Origin of the sequence: Nostoc sp. (genome assembly GCF_036917315.1) — a bacterium.
Lineage (GTDB): Bacteria > Cyanobacteriota > Cyanobacteriia > Cyanobacteriales > Nostocaceae > Nostoc.
On the sequence record NZ_JBALDR010000067.1, the window covers coordinates 57,252 to 73,877 of the forward strand.

The following is a 16,626-nucleotide window of genomic DNA, read 5'->3' on the forward strand; positions in this document are numbered from 1 at the left end:
GTTGTTACTATTAGTTAGTAGTCTGTCAAAGAATAATTGGCGATTACATTCATTGTAGAGACGACGATTTATCGCGTCTCTCTAACGTGTCAGTCTTTTAAACGCGATTTATCGCGTCTCTACATGAGATAAAGCTCCGCGACATCAAAACCAGCTTTTGCGACATCAAAACCAGCTTTTGCGACATCAAAACCAGCTTTTGCGACATCAAAACTAGCTTTTGCGACATCAAAACCAGCTTTTGCGACTTTAAAACCAGCTTTTGCGACTTTAAAACCAGCTTTTGCGACTTCAAAACCAGCTTTTGCGACTTCAAAACCAGCTTTTGTGACTTCAAAACCAGCTTTTGCGACATCAAAACCAGCTTTTCTCAACGAATTTCAGCAAATATACCCGCATCTATCTAGTTGGCTAATGTCATCCAATGCTTTTATAATTCTGTAACTTCACTGTGGCTAGTGCATCTGTCTATTGCGTATGTTGATGATATATAAATAACTCAGTGTACAAAGTCAGGGTTATTTATAAATTAATCCAAACAGGAAAACTATATGACGCAACGCAAACGAAACTCCATGTCACTGACGAAAGCTGAACGACGGATTGAAGGAATGCAGACAATTAACGCTCAGTTAGACTTTAGTAATGGGTTTTCAATTGCTACTTACAACACTAAAGTAATTGAGTTACGAGAAAAGCTAGCCGCTTATAATCAAGCACAAACAATAGTAGATAAGACACACAATGCATTAATAGAAGCAGAGCGTGAGTTGAATACTTATTCTGAGCAAATGCTGTTGAATGTTGCATCTTGCTATGGCAAAAATAGTGATGAGTATGGGATGGCTGGGGGAACACGCAGGTCAGACCGCAAAAAACCACGTCCATTAGTAAAACAAACAGTCCTAAATCAGTCGTGAACAATAAGAACCCCGACTTCTCAAAGAAGTCTGGGTTCTGAGTCTCTCGATTTTCACAACTCATTTAGGATTGTTACAAAATTAATTGAGTCGAACAACTGTTCAGTTTTGCAACCTACCAAGCTATCCGACTCGGTTTTATATTCGGAGGTTGTCGCCTTCCTCGCTGGTTCAGGTCTGGACTCCCTGGTGTACGCTCGATAAATTCCCACTTATCAACCCTGACTTTGGGGAGTACTCACGCCACAGCCACAGCCACCACGCGAAAACCAACATTGTTGTTACAATTCGCGCGCGTTCCTATTGCGATTTGCAGAATGGCAATTCTTGGCATTGTTGATCCAACTACCGCCACGCAGCAGCTAAAATCGACCTGCCCCATCCTCAAACTCTCAAACTAAGTGAGAAATTTGATTAAATGTAGTGTATGATATTTTTGATATCAAGACACCGCTTTTTGAAAAAAAATTTTTGACTCGCCTGTTGGCAGTGAGAGAAGAAGAAGGGAAAAGAGAAAGAAGTGTAGAGGGCAAAAGGGGAAGAGGATAAAGAGCAAGGAATCCTCACGCCACAGCCACCACGCGAAAACCAGCAAAGAGGTCGCGATACGCGCGCACGAACCTAAAGCGACTGGCAGAACGGCAATCCCAGGCATCGGCGATCCAACTACCGCCACGCAGCAGCCTTGTGTCATTATCGCTACCAATCAACAACGGTCTACCATTTGTTGTTGCATCTATGTAATTACCGTTATACACATCTTCACACCATTCCCATACATTACCATGCATATCGTATAAACCGAAAGAGTTAGGCGGAAATTTTCCTACATCTATTGTTTGTTCACGATCTTCGCCCTTTGGTGCAGAGCCGTAAGGAAAGTCACCGTTGTAGTTAACTAAATCTGTGGTAATCGTTTCACCAAAATAAAACGGTGTAGTTGTTCTGGCACGACAAGCATATTCCCATTCGGCTTCACTGGGTAGCCTGTAGGTTTTTCCTATCCTTTGGCTCAATTTTTTACAAAATTCTACTGCATCATCCCAACTCACCTGTTCTACAGGTCGTTTCTCACCTTTGAACTTAGAAGGATTATTACCCATAATTGCTTGATACTGTGCCTGGGTGATTTTATATTTACCCATGAAGAACCCAGGTACTTTTACCTGATGCTGTGGACTTTCATCTTGATCCCTCTGTGCTTCTCCTTCAGATGAACCCATCATAAAAGTTCCCCTTGGTATCTGCACCATTTCCAGGGTGACACCATTCTCTAAATCTTCAACAAAGTGTTTTGCCTCACTATTGCTACGGTTGGTAATATTTCCCCGTGCATCGACCCTGACAATTTCAAATTGAAAGCTTTTTAGGCTAATTGCTTTATTGGTGGGGGGGGTACTAGTTTCTCCTGAATCAGATGGCCAAAAACGTGGTATTGCAATTGTCAAACCCAACCCAGCAACTGCCCCAGCAGTTTGAATTACACGTCGTCGTGACCAGTTAGGTAATATGATTTTTGATGGCGAAGCAGGTGTTGAAGGTGTTGAAATTGTAGATTTTGTAAATTGTCCCGCACCAGAAGCCTGAGTATTATTAATCGGGGATGGTGAAGTTGCCTTGGGGGTTTGAATCTGAGGAGGTTTACTTATAGTTGTATTTGTGGCTGACTTAGATTGTTGTGGAATTGTTTGCTGAGGTAAATCAGGAATTGCAGAACTATTTCGCAACCGAGCAATTTCTTCCAAGGCTTCTATAGGTTCCATATCTTGATCTAATGCAGCAGCTAGTACCCTAATCCAAAGTTGTTTTGCTAAATCAAAGTCTCTCTTACTCTGAGCGCGATAAGCATCATTTTTCAACGTAGCGATATCCGCTAGAGTTGCATATCTTGGCACAAGTATTAGGTGGGATTTATTAACAGGTTCAGCAATCACATAAGGCGTTTGCCTTGTATTCTTATGCTGGCGAACCAGTTCAGGCACACGAAATTTGAGATATTGCTCCAATCGTTCAACAGTAGCGCATCGACCTTGAATTCCTAAGCCTTCTAATAATGCAGTGGTAAAAGCACCTTGTTGTAAAGCCTCAATTTCATAAGAATACTCTTGGGGAATACAAGAAAAAAAGCTGATAACTCCTTGTTTACGTGCTTCTTCTGCGGTCTGTCGCCCAATTCCTTCACCTGTTTTTTTGCCTTCATTGCGACAAGCATCCAGAATCAAGACAACATTATCAGCACCGCAGCGACGCAGACGTTCACTTACAAAGTTAATCGCAATTGCCGTGTTTTCAATATCCTCTGGATCGCCATCACAGGGCATGAGATAATCGCGATCAGCGTATCTTATCCCATGACCACTGAAGAAAAACCAGAAATTATCCCCTGCTCCCATAAAGGGATTGTCAAATAACTGCCGCAAGACTCGCAACAAGTTAGTGCGAGTTGGGCGAGTCGATTTTCCGTCAACATGAGGAGAGTCATCGGAGAAGAAGAATATCCGCTCAAATCCGGCTTCATTGCTTAGAAACTCTTGCATTAACTGTGCATCCCGCTTGGCATAGTTTAGCGGTTGCAGATAATCATACTGGTTAATACCGATCGCGATCGCCCAATTTTTTGCCATCTCACCCTAGTTCTTGGCGCTTGAACTTCAGCTTAATTGCTCCTTTACTCCCAGCTTTGACACCACTGCCAATTAATTTAACTTCCCCATCTGCACTAATTTCTACCGATAGCTCAATTTCATCTAGCTGCATCTTGGAGTTGACTTTTGCTTGCTGTTCAGCTTGACTAAACAAACTTCCCACGAGTTTCAGAAAGTGAGTCATATTTTGCTCTAATGTTTGAGCGCTAACCTTAACGGCATCTCCTACCCCTTTGCTACCAGTGTTTTCCCTGTTAGTTTCGTCTCCCCAACTGCGTGTATTAGAACTCCCGCCTTTAGCACCGTCAGGAATCGATATTTGAGGGGTATCATCCGTCACAATCCAAATGCGATCGTCTTGGGGTGTACTTTAAATATTTACATTAAATCTTCCCACAAATTATAGATACAACACTAGAGATAGCGATTCCGATTACTACGAAATCTCACTGAGCATTTTAGCGATCGCATAGTCTCAAATTATCTCAGATTGGGTGCGATATCTACGACGGGCTTTGCCTACGCTTTCTCTAAGTAATCCAATCAAAAATCTGAATATCTATAATCTCTCAAATTACAGATTTGCAGAAATTAAAAGCAATTCAACAAACAATTAAAACTGTAAATACAGTCAATGAATTACAGCAAGTTTTATCAACCAACTTGACATGAAACACCAAAAACATAACCCCTCTCCGCTACCGGAAAGGGGTTAATCACTGCCGAAACTCAGCACTATCTTGTACAGACGCGATTCATCGCGTCTCTCTTCAGCAATCTCTAATAAGCGTCTTGCAACTCGTAGAAATCAGGCGAGATGTAATCCTTCCGCAAAGGCCAACCTACCCAATCTTCCGGCATCAAAATCCGCTTCAGATTTGGGTGTCCTTCGTAGATAATGCCGTACATATCGTAAGACTCGCGCTCTTGCCAATCTGCCGTCTTCCAAATCCAGTACACAGAAGGCACTACAGGATTTTCCCGTGGTAAGAACACCTTAACTCGAACTTCTTCGGGGCGATCGCTATTATCACCGACTTTAATCAAGTGATACATGCTCACCAATTCTTGTCCTGGGCCAAGGTCAATACCACCTTGACACTGGAGATAATTAAACCCATAAGCATAAAGGGCTGTAGCGGTGGGAAGCAAAAAATCTGCCGCCACCTTAATTATCTCTACACCATTTTTGTCTGGTGCTAAAAACTCATGGTCAAAGCCGTTTTCCGTTAACCACTGGGAAACTTTACCCGCTTGTACCAATGACTCTTCTTTCGCTGCTGGTACTGGTTTAGATTCTTCTTCAGCCACGGGTTTGTTCCTCCTTTTGCGCCTTTTCTGTCAGCAGTGCAGGTGGTATTGGCATACCAATCGCTTCCGCCAATTCCTTCGGTGGTGCATAGCGAGTGTCTGACTGCAAATACTTACCAGTTAAGATTTCTTCTACTGGCTTCAGGTTATGAGTCGTGCTGTAATAGCGGTGGGTTTGCTTAATTTTATCCCGCTCTTGCATCGATTCATTGGAGATTTTCTTCCGCAGCTTAATGATTGCGTCGATAATTGCTTCTGGACGGGGAGGACAACCAGGCAAATACACATCCACAGGAATCAATTTATCGACTCCGCGCACTGCTGTGGGGGAATCAACGCTGAACATCCCGCCAGTAATTGTGCAAGCTCCCATCGCAATTACATACTTTGGCTCTGGCATTTGTTCGTAAAGACGCACCAGTTGGGGAGCCATCTTCATCGTAATAGTCCCTGCCGTAATAATTAAATCGGCTTGGCGGGGGCTAGAACGGGGAATTAGTCCAAAACGGTCAAAGTCAAATCGGGAACCAATTAAAGCTGCAAACTCAATAAAGCAGCAAGCAGTACCAAACAGCAACGGCCACAGACTAGAAAGCCGCGCCCAGTCGTAGAGGTCATCAACCGTCGTCAAAATGACGTTTTCTGAAAGGTCTTGAGTGACATTGGTACGCTCAATGGGGTTGATGATTCGTTCTTTACCCTGGGTTGTTAAGTTAGAATTCAAGACCATTCCAAAGCTCCTTTACGCCATGCGTAAACTAAAGCGACTACAAGAATTGCAATAAAGACTAGCGCTTCAATAAAAGCCAATAGCCCCAAACGGTGGAAAGCTACCGCCCAAGGATACAAGAATACAGTCTCCACATCAAAGACGACGAAGACCAGAGCAAACATGTAGTAGCGGATGTTGAACTGAATCCAGGCTCCCCCGATGGGTTCCATGCCAGATTCATAGGTGGTGCGACGTTCTGGGCTGTAACCACTGGGTCGTAGGAGCTTGGAAGCTGAGAGCGCTAAGGCAGGTACTAGGCTACAGATGATGAAGAAACCTAGAAGGTACTCGTAACCGCTGAGGACAAACACAATGAGTATCTACCGCTTATGGAGTATTTTAAGTAGTGAGTGGAGATTGGGTACTGATGACTAGATATTAGGTATTTAGGAGTGGGGGAGTGGGGGAGCAGGGGAGCAGGGGAGCAGAGGAGAGTTCTTGTACAAGTTCTTTCCCTTCTGCCCCTCTGCCCCTTTGCACCTCTGCCTCTTGTGCCCCATGCCCAATGTCCCAATGCCCAATGCCCCATGCCCAATCTCTTAACTGCGTAACTTTCTTTTACATTATATCTGTTTGGTTTTTCTGAAATCTGCGAAACAGACGCACTTCAGGTATTTGATTCACTTTTGCTAGTGATAGAAAAGTCTAACAATTATGTCATAATTTTTAACGTATATTTAAGATTTCTCCTTTGCGAGGCCTTAGCCATGAGCGAACCAGCTGTTGAGACTACGGTGTTAGACCGCTACGAGTGTCGCGCCTGCGGTTATGTTTACGAACCCGAAAAGGGAGACGACAAAGATGATATTCCTTCAGGGACAAGCTTTGCAGAACTGCCCATAAATTGGCGCTGTCCAGTTTGTTCTGCTAAAAAGACCGCTTTTGCCAACATCGGCCCTGCCGGTACTGCATCCGGCTTTAAAGAAAATCTTGGTTATGGTTTGGGTGTTAACAACCTAACGCCAACCCAAAAAAATATCCTAATTTTTGGTGCTTTGGCTCTTGGCTTCTTGTTTTTTATCAGTCTTTACGGCTTACAATGACAGCCTTTAAGCAATTCCAAATAAAGCTCTCTACCAGAGGGTTTACACTGCGCTAACAAAATTCAAAATGAAAAAGCCAGGAGTTACAGCATCCTGGCTGCCAACTCCTACAAAAATTTAGAAATAACTAAGAAATACTGATGCATTCAATTGTGAAAGGTTGGCAACGAATATTTGCCTTGTTAATAGTAGTCGTGATGTGCATAGGGTGTAGCCAAGTTCCCTCTGTTAGCTACAACCCTTGGAAAGTAATTTCTGTGCCAACAGACTCAAATTTATTGGATATTGCTTTTACTGATAACCTTGAGCATGGCTATTTAGTCGGTAGCAATGCCACCCTATTGGAAACCAATGACGGTGGTAATACCTGGAAACCAATAACACTGCAACTGGATGAGCAGAAGTATCGCTTTGACTCAGTAAGTTTTGCAGGTAAAGAAGGCTGGATTGCCGGAGAGCCTGGACTGTTACTACACACTACCGATGAAGGTGCTTCTTGGTCGCGTATCCCCCTGAGCGAAAAGCTACCAGGTAGCCCGATCGCAGTTAAGGCGCTAGCAGACAATACAGCGGAAATGGCTACTAATGTTGGAGCCATATATAAGACCACAGACGGCGGCAAAAACTGGAAAGCCCAGGTGGAATCAGCAGTGGGTGTGGTGCGTAACTTGGAACGTTCTCCTGATGGTAAATATATTGCTGTTTCTGCTAAGGGTAGCTTCTACTCGACTTGGGAACCAGGCCAAGGTGCTTGGGTACCCCATAACCGCAATAGTTCTCGGCGAGTAGAAAACATGGGCTTTGGTGACAATGGGCAATTGTGGTTGCTAGCTAGAGGAGGTCAAGTTCAGTTTAGTGACCCAACTAAACCTGAAGAATGGCAAGAGGCAAAATATCCAGAGTTATCCACCAGTTGGGGTTTACTGGATTTGGCATATCGTACACCCGATGAAATTTGGGTAGGTGGCGGTAGCGGTAATTTGCTACGCAGCGGCGACGGTGGCAAAACCTGGGAAAAAGACCGTGACATAGAAGAAGTTGCGGCTAATTTGTACAAGATTGTGTTCTTAGAGCCAGAGCGGGGATTTATAATTGGCGATCGCGGCGTTTTGCTCAAATATCTACCAAACCCTGAAGCAACTTCCCCAGAGGCGGCTTAGGGAGCAGGGAGCAGGGAGCAGGGAGTGGGGAGCAGGGGAGCAGAGAAGAAGTTGCAGTAGGTTATTTCCCCTCTGCCCCTCGTCCCTCTGCCCCTCTGCCTCTTCCAATGCCCCATTCCCAACGTACAATTTCTGAGAAGAACGTTGCAACTTGTAACTCTTTCTTATCTTTGTAGGATAATAAACTCAATAACACTCTATGTATAAGGTAGGGATCTAAATGTCAGGTACCACTGGAGAACGTCCGTTTTCGGACATCATTACTAGCGTTCGTTACTGGGTAATCCACAGCATCACCATCCCGGCATTATTTATTGCCGGTTGGCTATTTGTCAGCACCGGACTGGCTTATGATGCTTTTGGTACACCCCGTCCCAACGAGTATTTCACACCAGCGCGGCAGGAAGTGCCCATTGTGAAGAACCGTTTTGAAGCTAAAAAACAAGTTGAAGAATTTATTGGAAAGTAGTTTGAGATCATGACTAGCGGAAACAACATCAATCAACCAGTTACCTATCCAATTTTTACCGTTAGATGGCTGGCAGTACACACCTTAGGTGTACCAACTGTATTCTTTTTGGGCGCGATCGCCGCAATGCAATTTATTCAACGTTAGGAGCAATTATGGTAGAAAGATCCCCCAATCCCAATAATCAGCCGGTTGAACTAAACCGGACTTCTTTATACCTGGGATTACTAATGATTTTCGTTCTGGGTATTCTGTTTTCCAGTTACTTCTTTAACTAATTAGAAGTACTGTTGTTAATCTTGGTTTATGAACGTGTGTTGATTTGTTGTTAAGGGAGGAGAGAAGCTGTGTCTGGAAGTGGGAGAATTCCCCTGTGGGTCGTCGCTACGATCGCAGGTTTAGGTATAATTACAGTCTTGGGCATTTTCTTTTATGGTGCCTACGCCGGACTCGGTTCTTCGATTTAACATTAGTTAGTTTGAACCGAATACTATAAGTTAGAACTTTCTAGCATTTGTTGAGAAATCAACGTTAAAAAAACCGCCTGTCTCTATGAGATGGGCGGTATTAATTTTGGTCATTTCTCATTTGTCTTTTGTCATTTGTTTTTTGCAAATGACAAGTGACTAATGACTACATCAGTATCAGTTGATATCGCTGATATCGTCGCTTTCAATGTATAAAAACAGAAACGCGAAGACCGCACCTGGCAAAACCCAACCAATTATGGGCACGAAGATAGCAGACAAGTACGAAGTACTAGCCAAGACAGTAGGTAAAAAAGAAGTTGCCATAGTTAAAGGTTCCTATGAAATCACACTACAATTCAAGATGAGCTTACTGCAAATTCTGCCAAATTTTTGAAATTCTTTCATATTTTTAACACAGGGGATAATTGGGAGATGGGGAGCAGAGGAGAGTTATTGTACAAGTTCTTTTCCCTCTGCCTCTTGTGCCCAATGCCCAATACCTTTCATACCTGAGTTACATACCCAGGAGTTCATCTAGTTGCAAGCTTGGCAAGTCTGGAGGAATCACGGTTCGCACTATTGTGACTTTGTGACTCTCCTGTTGAGTTGTAAGATCGAGTGCGATCGCTCCTAAGCGAATTTCCAAACAGCCAAAGGGAATGTTTAATTGTGTCATCACTTCCAAATCTCCCGATGCATTAGGAAGTAAATTTGTCAACAAATGGGGGCCATCTAGTAAGTAGCGAGTTTGATAATCTTCAAGCCATAACTTGACAACAACTTGCAGAGGTACTTCTGCCAGTACTACGCGCACTATGACCGACTTGCCAGCAATTAATTCGCCTTCTGGCACATACAAATGTGGAGTTGGCAAAGGCTCAGTGGCTGCCGCAATTAGAGGTAAGGAAGAAGATGAATATAAAAGTGGTTGCTCCTTTTCTTCAAAGGTGTCACTCTCCTTTGTATCGCCTTCCAGTTCGGTATCTGTATCATCTACAACGATTTCTTGCGCCAACCAAGCTGACGCTATATTTATTTTTATTGGAGGAGGAGGGGGCGGTACTTGTGTTAACAGAGCTGATGAGATTGTTGGTTCTTCTAGTACTGTTTCTATTTCCGTATTTTCTCCGTTCCCCAGTCCCACTTCCTGCGCTGTGTCTATATCTTCCCCAAAGTTCTTCAGTTCAGGAGCCAATCCTTCGACTTCTTCCCATGTCTCTTCTCCCTTGCGCGTTTCAGTCAGGAGAAGTGGTGAACTGCTCCAATCTTCGCTCAGATTATTCTCCGTGTTGGCATCTAGGTCTAATGGCAAGTTAACATCAACATTCGCATTTTCTGCACTAGGAGGAAGGGGTATCTGCTGCGGTGGAACATAGTTATTGTAATCTTGAGGTTGCAGATCGTTGATAGATTCAGGCAAGGAGTATCCTTGGCTCTGCATCCACTTCCTCAACAGGGGAGATGAATAAAGGTTTCCGGTTGTAATTAATTGTGCATTTTGGGGGGTTTCGATTTCAGCAACAGATTCTTCCTGGAATTGCGAATTTTGGGAGGCTTCAACTTCAGCAACTTCTTCCTGGAATTGCGAATTTTGTGAGGCTTCAACTTCAGCAACAGATTCTTCCTGGAATTGCGAATTTTGCGGGGCTTCGACTTCAGAAACAGATTCTTCCTGGAATTGTGCGTCACCTACTACTAATTCAGGTATATTTTCATCTTCAGTCACAGTTGCATCCAACTTTGGCAAGTCTTCAGCCGCTTTAACTTCCAATTCATCTGGAGGAACATTGTTTTTTACTTTTTCTTCGGCATCATCTGGCAAAGCTTGTAACCGTTTCAAGTATGGCAAAGTAGTCTCAAGTATTGGCATTCGACGTTGCTTGATGACCAACTGCTCTAAGTTGATGGTGGCTATAATAGTATCCTTTTCTACAAGCTCCTCCCGTGTCTGTGGTTCTGCAACAACATCTGTGGGAATGTTGGCATCACTTTGAATAGGGGGTAGTTTCGGTAATTGAGGCAACGAAATGCTTGAATTCTTGAACTTAGATGTCCGCAGATTAGCTTCTCGCAGAACTTGCAGGTTAATTTGCGCTGGTAAAGGTGTGTTTGGAGATAGATGAACTATCTGAGACTGGTCTGTTTTTGGAGTCTTGACCAAATTTAATAGTTTCAAATCGAGCCTAACAGGTGTCTCTGTTTCTGTGAAAGCAGCAGATGAGTTCGATGTTGCTACGAGGTCATTTAAAGATGTACTGGATTTTGCTGCGGCTGTGATTGCCAGTAATTCTGTTACATCTGCTGTAATGGTGAAGGACTGGCTGGCTAACCAAATGACTTCACCAGCATCAGCGAATTTACCATACAAACTGATGTCTGCCAAAATTAGCTTGGATTCACAATCAGCAGGAATATCAATTGAGGTATTGATACTAAAGGGCAACTCCTTATCTGATAAGGGTTGCCGTACTTTAGTCAAGATTTTCGAGTTATTGGGCGATCGCAGTTCAATTTCTACTTCAAGCGCCCGCAAGCTTTTTGGAGATGATGTTTCATCCCAATCTAGATTTGTCTTTTCTTGGAATTCTATGTACCCGTTGATTATAAGAGCTTGTCCCCAACGAGCAATATAATTATCCTCACTTAAAGTTAGCAGTAATGGTGGCGGTAGTTGTGTTGCCGAAGAATCTGTAACTTTTTCATCTTGGGGCAGCAGTTCAGAGGTGGGTAAAGCTAAATCTATTAAATTTTGTAAAATCTGCTCTGCCGTCTCTCCTTTGAGCCACACAGGACTCACAGGCTGATCGATAACTATATCTTCATCTTCTTCCGTTTCATCTAACGCAACAGTGGTAATGAAGTTGCTATCTGTAGTAATTGCCAGTCCTTCAGAAACTGCGATCGCATTATCTAACTCAATTGCAGTTTCTGCTGGGGCATTAGATTCCAAGTTCTCTTCATCTGAGGCAACAGTGAGGTTGCCATCTGTAGTAATTGCTAGTTCTTCAGAAACTGCGATCGCATTATCTAACTCAATTGCAGTTTCTGCTGGGGCATTAGATTCCAAGTTCTCTTCATCTGAGGCAACAGTGGTAACAAGGTTGCTATCTGTAGTAATTGCCAGTCCTTCAGAAACTGCGATCGCATTATCTAGCTCAATTGCAGTTTCTGCTGGGGCATTAGATTCCAAGTTCTCTTCATCTGGTGCAACAGTGGTAACAAGGTTGCTATCTGTAGTAATTGCCAGTTCTTCAGAAACTGCGATCGCTTTCTCAAACGTAAATAACGTAATTGCCGTTTCTGCTGAGGCATTAGATTCCAAGTTCTCTTCATCTGATGCAACAGTAGTAACAAGGTTGCTATCTGTAGTAATTGCCAGTTCTTCAGAAACTGCGATCGCATTATCTAGCTCAATTGCAGTTTCTGCTGGGGCATTAGATTCCAAGTTCTCTTCATCTGGCGCAACAGTGGTAACAAGGTTGCCATTTGTAGTAATTGCCAGTTCTTCAGAAACTGCGATCGCTTTCTCAAACGTAAATAACGTAATTGCCGTTTCTGCTGAGGCATTAGATTCCAAGTTTTCAGAAACAGTATCTAGGCGATCGTCGGGTGAACTCGATCCTAAATTTTTCCTCGGTTCTCTCTCTGCTAACAGCGAGAAGACTTGCACTTGCACGCTGTATTGCCAAGATTTACCGAGCAGATCCGACATCAAATCGCCGGAACAACGCAACTCCCAAACTCCCGCCTGGAAGTAGGTAAAAGGAATTACCGCCATTACGCCTTCTGAATTAGTGCGACGCGATCGCTTGAAAATTCGCCGCGTTGGTTGAACTTCCTCTGTTGAAGAGTGAGTTACCCGCACTTCCACGTCTGTATTAAGAAGGTTAGAACGAGCCAAAACTCTATACTGTCCTTCCAAAATTTCCAAATTTGGCGATTCTAGGATATGCCACGAGCGAGCGCCTTGTTTCTGTATCAGAAATTGCCAGTGTTCCATTGTAAGTGATGCCCAGACCGACGAGCCGCTGAGTAATATTGTGGATTAACTTGCTTGCAAGTTTACCTCAGTATTTTAGAAATGCCTCACTTAAATGGCTATCAAGTTAACTCAGTTTTACTGGCTTGACTTCCCACACTTTAACTACTCACCTCAAGGGAATTTCAATAAGTCGCCGTCTTGCTTATGTGTAAAGCTTTTGTTGTTTTCTGAATATTAAGTTTGACACATCCTAGTGCTAAATTAACAGGGATGCAATGGATACCGTTAGTTGTCTTTGCTCAACTTAGTGCAACAAATTTTGTATTATTTTTTACTAAGATTTCCACTTTGCAATAGACACAACGTACAATAAATTTAAATTCACTTGAGAATTGTTATTGAATTGTAATTGCCCACATTTTTGCTACAAAGAGGTAGGATGTGGCTCTTAAGTGTCCTCTGCGATCGCCCAAGTTAGGCGCAAATCACAACACTTAACCACGCAAAACGCATCCAACCTACCTGAAACTGCTCTTTAAAGGGCGACAAAGCGTGTTTACCCTGAGTGAAATGTGGGTTGACAATGAAGATTTACAGGAGGGATTCGATGCTAGTCATTTTAATGGACGAGCAAATCCTTGCCCCTGAGCAAGTTTGCCAGTCTTGTTTACTCGCTGACGGGAGCGGTCAACCCCGTTGGCGTGGGGGTCAACTGCGCTGTGGTCAAGCCATTCGCAAACTTACTCAACAGCAGCCAGACCAGTATGAGTGCATGATGGGCTTTCGCATCGCCCATATAGAATAGTTGAATTTCTCAGCAAGACCTAGCAACTGCGTTATCCTAAGCTCAAGTAACTATTAAAAATTTAACCACAGGAGAACGCATAATGTCTTGGCGCGGGTCTACAACAGTTTCAGATCGGATTTTTGCTTCCTTGCCTTATTTGCTTCCTCTAATTGAAGTTTTTGTATTTGGTAGATATTTGCTTTCAGAGTTTCCACCATTACAACTACTGTTTTTACCGCTTCTGCCATTGTTGAGAATTTACTACGGCGTGCGTTATGCAGGAATGATTATTTTCTTTGCTTTATTTTTGCTAGTAGTAAGAAACGAAAAAATTAGTCACTTTATTCGTTTCAACACCATGCAAGCAATCCTTTTGGACATCATCATCTTTTTGTTTAGCATCCTAACTGATGTTGTGGGACTAGTTCCCTCTGGTGGTTTTGCCATCCAAACCCTATCCACAACCATTTTTATCGGTATAGTGGGAGCAGTCGCATATTCAGTCATCCAGTCTGTAAGTGGACGTTATGCAGAAATTCCAGCGATTTCCGATGCAGTGTATATGCAAGTGCGTTAGAAATTAACGGGACGCTACGGTGTTTTCCAGGCGACCGATACCTTCAATTTCTACGCGGACGCGATCGCCTGGATGCAAAGCACTTACACCCTCCGGCGTACCTGTAAGCACCAAATCACCAGGGAGTAGCGTCATCACCTGACTGATATAGGAAACTAAAACATCGGGGGAAAATACCATCCGGTCGATACAGGTAGATTGGACTGGATTAGCGTCGTCATTTACAAAAGTCTGCAATCTCGCTCCTGGATTTAATTCCCGGACAATCCAAGGCCCCAAGGGACAGAAAGTATCAAAACCTTTGGCTCGCGTCCATTGACCATCCTGTTTTTGTAAATCCCGTGCTGTTACATCATTGGCGATGGTGTAGCCCCAAATTTTGGTTTGGGCTACCTCTGGCGTACATTCAAAGGCATAATCGCCAATCACTAAAGCTAACTCTCCTTCGTAGTCAACTCTATGTGACTGGGGGGGATACTTAATTTCCCTCTCAGATGGAATGATCGACGTAGGTGGTTTAAGAAAGATTAGTGGCTCAGAAGGTACTGGAGTTCCCATTTCGGCTGCATGATCTGCATAATTCTTACCCACCGCCACAATTTTTGAGGGAGCGCAGGGAGCTAGAATTTGGTAATTTTCTGGTGTCAAAGTTAAATCAGTGGGTTGTCCATGTAACCAGGGTGGAGCATCTAGCACCTGCACATTCAGGGATAACTGTAGTAACCCATAGTAAATCTGTCCTTCTGGATTTTGAATTCGCACGTAGCGCTGCGCCATAACCTTGATGAATATCCTTTTTTCTACGATTAGAAGCTGTGAGCAGGTAGCAATCGTCAGTTAGCTGTTTAGCCAACCGATTGAGCCTTGAGCAAAAAAGCGATCGCTACTAAGATGCCTTTAAAGAAAGATACCCCTTAGCGAAGCTGATAGCTCGATCGATCTTGTGAAAGAAATATCGGGGTTGCCTCCCAACCTAGTTTTCATTAGGGACATCCAAAAAATCCAAACTTCGGCGATTTGGCTAATGATTCAAATTGAAAACTGGTAAGATTATAGTTCCTTGTTGCTTCAGATGTTGATTAATACTGGAATTTTAAATAAAAGTCAGGTATAAATTAATATCGGCAGCCACTTTTGTCCATGAGGAAACTGAAAAATATGACTACAAATTACGAAACAATGTACATCCTCCGTCCTGACCTCGGAGAGGAACAGGTAGAGCAAGCGGTTACAAAATATCAGAATTTGCTTCGCGATCAAGGCGCTGAGGAGATCCAAATTCAAAATCGTGGTAAGCGCCGTCTGGCTTACGAAATCAAAAAACACCGGGATGGCATCTACATCCAATTAAACTACAGTGCGCCTGCAACTGCGATCGCCCCCTTTGAACGCGCCATGCGTTTGAGTGAAGAAGTGATTCGCTATTTGACAATTAAGCAGGATATTGAAGAAGAAAAACCCCCTAAAGAGGAAAAAGAAAAGCCCACTAAAGTAGCTGCACCTGCACCTGCACCTGCACCTGCACCTGCAACAGTTTAGAAAATAGGGAGATGAGGGAGATGAGGGAGAAATAATTAATCCCCATTACCCCTTATCCCCAGAGGGGGCCCCACCATCCCCAATTCCCAATCCGCATTCAATAAAATTTTGTCTTTTTCTTTTTTCGTGACTTGTTTGGGAATGCTAAATTAACAAATACTTGCCAAAGGTAGTACTCCCGCAGTTATACCTAAGAGTGGACAAGATTCTGAATGGGAGCTTTAAGCTACTGTGAGCCAATCTGATACACCTAATATTCAAGTTCTCTCGACGGAAGTATCGCAGCTACGCCAAGAGTTGCAACTTCGCGATCAATTAGTGCAACAACTATCTCAAGAACTCTTCCGGCTGGTAAAGGGTAACACTAGTTTTATGCCCCAGCAGCCGGAATTTGAGCGCGATCTGACCCAGTTACACGCTTTACAAGAACAACTCCAAGCTGTGGAACAGCAGGTGGCGTTCTACCAAGAGCAAATTACAACTCGTGACTCCGAAATTTATCAATTGCGACAGTCAGTTCAAGAACTTACCGATCGCACTCGGATGTTGGAGCAAGTAGTACAAGAGTTGCCTCAAATTTACCGTCGGAAGTTTGAGGAGCGGATGACGCCAGTGAGAGAAAAGGTAGCAACGCTACAACGGGAAAACCGCCAACTGCAAGCAGAACTGCAAAGTGTGAGTTACCGTTTAGCACTAAAAACTCGCAATGCTAGTCACAGCGGTATTGATTTACCAAATTTTCCCCGCCCAGCATCCGAACAAACTAATATTTCGACTCCCCAGAATGCCTAAAATTACCATTATCGTGAAATCTAAGAGGTAAGAAATTGGTGCATCGAAGCATCTTGGAGGCATCCAAGTAGTAGATCGAGGCAAAAATAACTATAGAGTTAGAAATAACGTCAAAGCTCATATTCTAACCTTTCTTACCTCCTGCTTCCTTTCACTAGT

The 16,626-nt window shown here is 43.4% G+C and carries 20 protein-coding genes and 1 pseudogene; 12 read left to right on the forward strand and 9 right to left on the reverse strand.

What is annotated here, in order from left to right; genetic code table 11:
- Nucleotides 1-119 precede the first annotated feature (119 nt).
- The gene (locus V7K84_RS31820) at nucleotides 120-374 is read right to left on the reverse strand and encodes a hypothetical protein (protein ID WP_334844197.1); all 255 of its coding nucleotides are present in this window, start codon (nucleotides 372-374) and stop codon (nucleotides 120-122) included.
- A gap of 177 nt (nucleotides 375-551) precedes the next feature.
- Between V7K84_RS31820 and V7K84_RS31825 the strand changes: the two genes are divergently transcribed.
- Both V7K84_RS31825 and V7K84_RS31830 read left to right on the forward strand, forming a co-directional pair.
- A complete protein-coding gene (locus V7K84_RS31825; RefSeq protein ID WP_334844199.1) occupies nucleotides 552-920 on the forward strand; it encodes a hypothetical protein in 369 nt (122 codons plus the stop codon).
- 423 nt (nucleotides 921-1,343) lie between these two features.
- The gene (locus tag V7K84_RS31830) at nucleotides 1,344-1,469 is read left to right on the forward strand and encodes a hypothetical protein (protein WP_334844200.1); all 126 of its coding nucleotides are present in this window, start codon (nucleotides 1,344-1,346) and stop codon (nucleotides 1,467-1,469) included.
- 14 nt (nucleotides 1,470-1,483) lie between these two features.
- Here V7K84_RS31830 and V7K84_RS31835 read toward each other — a convergent pair whose 3' ends face one another.
- The 5 genes from V7K84_RS31835 to ndhC all read right to left on the reverse strand — a co-directional run bounded on the left by V7K84_RS31835 (nucleotide 1,484) and on the right by ndhC (nucleotide 5,959).
- Nucleotides 1,484-3,544 (reverse strand): SUMF1/EgtB/PvdO family nonheme iron enzyme, encoded by a 2,061-nt coding sequence (locus V7K84_RS31835; RefSeq protein WP_334844203.1) that lies wholly within the window; start codon nucleotides 3,542-3,544, stop codon nucleotides 1,484-1,486.
- Nucleotide 3,545: 1 nt separating this feature from the next.
- On the reverse strand, nucleotides 3,546-3,905 hold the full coding sequence (locus V7K84_RS31840) for a Pepco domain-containing protein (RefSeq protein ID WP_334844205.1): 360 nt from the start codon (nucleotides 3,903-3,905) through the stop codon (nucleotides 3,546-3,548).
- 440 nt (nucleotides 3,906-4,345) lie between these two features.
- Nucleotides 4,346-4,876, reverse strand: coding sequence for an NAD(P)H-quinone oxidoreductase subunit J (locus V7K84_RS31845; RefSeq protein ID WP_094348036.1), 531 nt, complete (start codon nucleotides 4,874-4,876; stop codon nucleotides 4,346-4,348).
- Complete coding sequence (gene ndhK / locus V7K84_RS31850) at nucleotides 4,869-5,606, reverse strand: photosynthetic/respiratory NAD(P)H-quinone oxidoreductase subunit K (protein WP_181930966.1); 738 nt, start codon at nucleotides 5,604-5,606, stop codon at nucleotides 4,869-4,871. The genes V7K84_RS31845 and ndhK overlap by 8 nt, the downstream gene beginning before the upstream one ends.
- The gene (gene ndhC / locus V7K84_RS31855; protein WP_094333328.1) at nucleotides 5,597-5,959 is read right to left on the reverse strand and encodes a photosynthetic/respiratory NAD(P)H-quinone oxidoreductase subunit C; all 363 of its coding nucleotides are present in this window, start codon (nucleotides 5,957-5,959) and stop codon (nucleotides 5,597-5,599) included. Before ndhC ends, ndhK begins: the two co-directional genes overlap by 10 nt.
- 396 nt (nucleotides 5,960-6,355) lie before the next feature.
- Between ndhC and V7K84_RS31860 the strand changes: the two genes are divergently transcribed.
- The 6 genes from V7K84_RS31860 to V7K84_RS31885 all read left to right on the forward strand — a co-directional run bounded on the left by V7K84_RS31860 (nucleotide 6,356) and on the right by V7K84_RS31885 (nucleotide 8,787).
- Complete coding sequence (locus tag V7K84_RS31860) at nucleotides 6,356-6,691, forward strand: rubredoxin (RefSeq protein WP_322664193.1); 336 nt, start codon at nucleotides 6,356-6,358, stop codon at nucleotides 6,689-6,691.
- A gap of 140 nt (nucleotides 6,692-6,831) precedes the next feature.
- On the forward strand, nucleotides 6,832-7,851 hold the full coding sequence (locus V7K84_RS31865) for a photosynthesis system II assembly factor Ycf48 (RefSeq protein ID WP_334844211.1): 1,020 nt from the start codon (nucleotides 6,832-6,834) through the stop codon (nucleotides 7,849-7,851).
- A 220-nt stretch (nucleotides 7,852-8,071) separates the two neighbouring features.
- The gene (psbE, locus tag V7K84_RS31870) at nucleotides 8,072-8,320 is read left to right on the forward strand and encodes a cytochrome b559 subunit alpha (RefSeq protein WP_094348030.1); all 249 of its coding nucleotides are present in this window, start codon (nucleotides 8,072-8,074) and stop codon (nucleotides 8,318-8,320) included.
- Nucleotides 8,321-8,329: 9 nt separating this feature from the next.
- A complete protein-coding gene (gene psbF, locus V7K84_RS31875) occupies nucleotides 8,330-8,467 on the forward strand; it encodes a cytochrome b559 subunit beta (RefSeq protein WP_015115279.1) in 138 nt (45 codons plus the stop codon).
- 8 nt (nucleotides 8,468-8,475) lie between these two features.
- A complete protein-coding gene (locus tag V7K84_RS31880; protein WP_322670285.1) occupies nucleotides 8,476-8,598 on the forward strand; it encodes a photosystem II reaction center protein L in 123 nt (40 codons plus the stop codon).
- 69 nt (nucleotides 8,599-8,667) lie between these two features.
- Complete coding sequence (locus tag V7K84_RS31885; RefSeq protein ID WP_012411803.1) at nucleotides 8,668-8,787, forward strand: photosystem II reaction center protein J; 120 nt, start codon at nucleotides 8,668-8,670, stop codon at nucleotides 8,785-8,787.
- Between the two features lie 177 nt (nucleotides 8,788-8,964).
- Here the strand turns inward: V7K84_RS31885 and psaI are convergent, their stop codons facing one another.
- Together psaI and V7K84_RS31900 are read right to left on the reverse strand one after the other, a co-directional pair.
- Complete coding sequence (gene psaI / locus V7K84_RS31890) at nucleotides 8,965-9,114, reverse strand: photosystem I reaction center subunit VIII (RefSeq protein ID WP_334844212.1); 150 nt, start codon at nucleotides 9,112-9,114, stop codon at nucleotides 8,965-8,967.
- Between the two features lie 3,331 nt (nucleotides 9,115-12,445).
- Nucleotides 12,446-12,790 (reverse strand): annotated as a pseudogene (locus V7K84_RS31900) (hypothetical protein); the annotation flags it as partial.
- Between the two features lie 589 nt (nucleotides 12,791-13,379).
- Here V7K84_RS31900 and V7K84_RS31905 point away from each other — a divergent pair.
- Entirely contained in the window at nucleotides 13,380-13,577 is a 198-nt protein-coding gene (locus tag V7K84_RS31905) for a hypothetical protein (protein ID WP_094348028.1), read from the forward strand.
- An 82-nt stretch (nucleotides 13,578-13,659) separates the two neighbouring features.
- The gene (locus V7K84_RS31910) at nucleotides 13,660-14,136 is read left to right on the forward strand and encodes a Tic20 family protein (RefSeq protein ID WP_094348027.1); all 477 of its coding nucleotides are present in this window, start codon (nucleotides 13,660-13,662) and stop codon (nucleotides 14,134-14,136) included.
- Nucleotides 14,137-14,139: 3 nt separating this feature from the next.
- Here the strand turns inward: V7K84_RS31910 and V7K84_RS31915 are convergent, their stop codons facing one another.
- Nucleotides 14,140-14,913, reverse strand: a complete 774-nt coding sequence (locus V7K84_RS31915) for a fumarylacetoacetate hydrolase family protein (RefSeq protein WP_334844214.1) — start codon at nucleotides 14,911-14,913, stop codon at nucleotides 14,140-14,142.
- 381 nt (nucleotides 14,914-15,294) lie between these two features.
- On the opposite strand from V7K84_RS31915, the gene rpsF reads away from it, so the two are divergent.
- Nucleotides 15,295-15,675: a 30S ribosomal protein S6 gene (rpsF, locus tag V7K84_RS31920; RefSeq protein WP_334844215.1), complete on the forward strand. Its 381-nt coding sequence runs from the start codon at nucleotides 15,295-15,297 to the stop codon at nucleotides 15,673-15,675.
- Between the two features lie 231 nt (nucleotides 15,676-15,906).
- Entirely contained in the window at nucleotides 15,907-16,467 is a 561-nt protein-coding gene (locus tag V7K84_RS31925) for an Npun_F5560 family protein (RefSeq protein WP_094348024.1), read from the forward strand.
- The last annotated feature ends 159 nt before the right edge of the window (nucleotides 16,468-16,626 follow it).

Coding starts and splice junctions, on each gene's coding strand:
- rpsF (WP_334844215.1), top strand. CDS start 15,295: ATGACTACAAATTACGAAACAATGTACATCCTCCGTCCTGACCTCGGA.
- psbF (WP_015115279.1), top strand. CDS start 8,330: ATGACTAGCGGAAACAACATCAATCAACCAGTTACCTATCCAATTTTT.
- ndhK (WP_181930966.1), bottom strand. CDS start 5,606: ATGGTCTTGAATTCTAACTTAACAACCCAGGGTAAAGAACGAATCATC.
- V7K84_RS31860 (WP_322664193.1), top strand. CDS start 6,356: ATGAGCGAACCAGCTGTTGAGACTACGGTGTTAGACCGCTACGAGTGT.
- V7K84_RS31835 (WP_334844203.1), bottom strand. CDS start 3,544: ATGGCAAAAAATTGGGCGATCGCGATCGGTATTAACCAGTATGATTAT.
- V7K84_RS31915 (WP_334844214.1), bottom strand. CDS start 14,913: ATGGCGCAGCGCTACGTGCGAATTCAAAATCCAGAAGGACAGATTTAC.
- V7K84_RS31905 (WP_094348028.1), top strand. CDS start 13,380: ATGCTAGTCATTTTAATGGACGAGCAAATCCTTGCCCCTGAGCAAGTT.
- psbE (WP_094348030.1), top strand. CDS start 8,072: ATGTCAGGTACCACTGGAGAACGTCCGTTTTCGGACATCATTACTAGC.
- V7K84_RS31825 (WP_334844199.1), top strand. CDS start 552: ATGACGCAACGCAAACGAAACTCCATGTCACTGACGAAAGCTGAACGA.
- psaI (WP_334844212.1), bottom strand. CDS start 9,114: ATGGCAACTTCTTTTTTACCTACTGTCTTGGCTAGTACTTCGTACTTG.
- V7K84_RS31910 (WP_094348027.1), top strand. CDS start 13,660: ATGTCTTGGCGCGGGTCTACAACAGTTTCAGATCGGATTTTTGCTTCC.
- V7K84_RS31880 (WP_322670285.1), top strand. CDS start 8,476: ATGGTAGAAAGATCCCCCAATCCCAATAATCAGCCGGTTGAACTAAAC.
- V7K84_RS31865 (WP_334844211.1), top strand. CDS start 6,832: ATGCATTCAATTGTGAAAGGTTGGCAACGAATATTTGCCTTGTTAATA.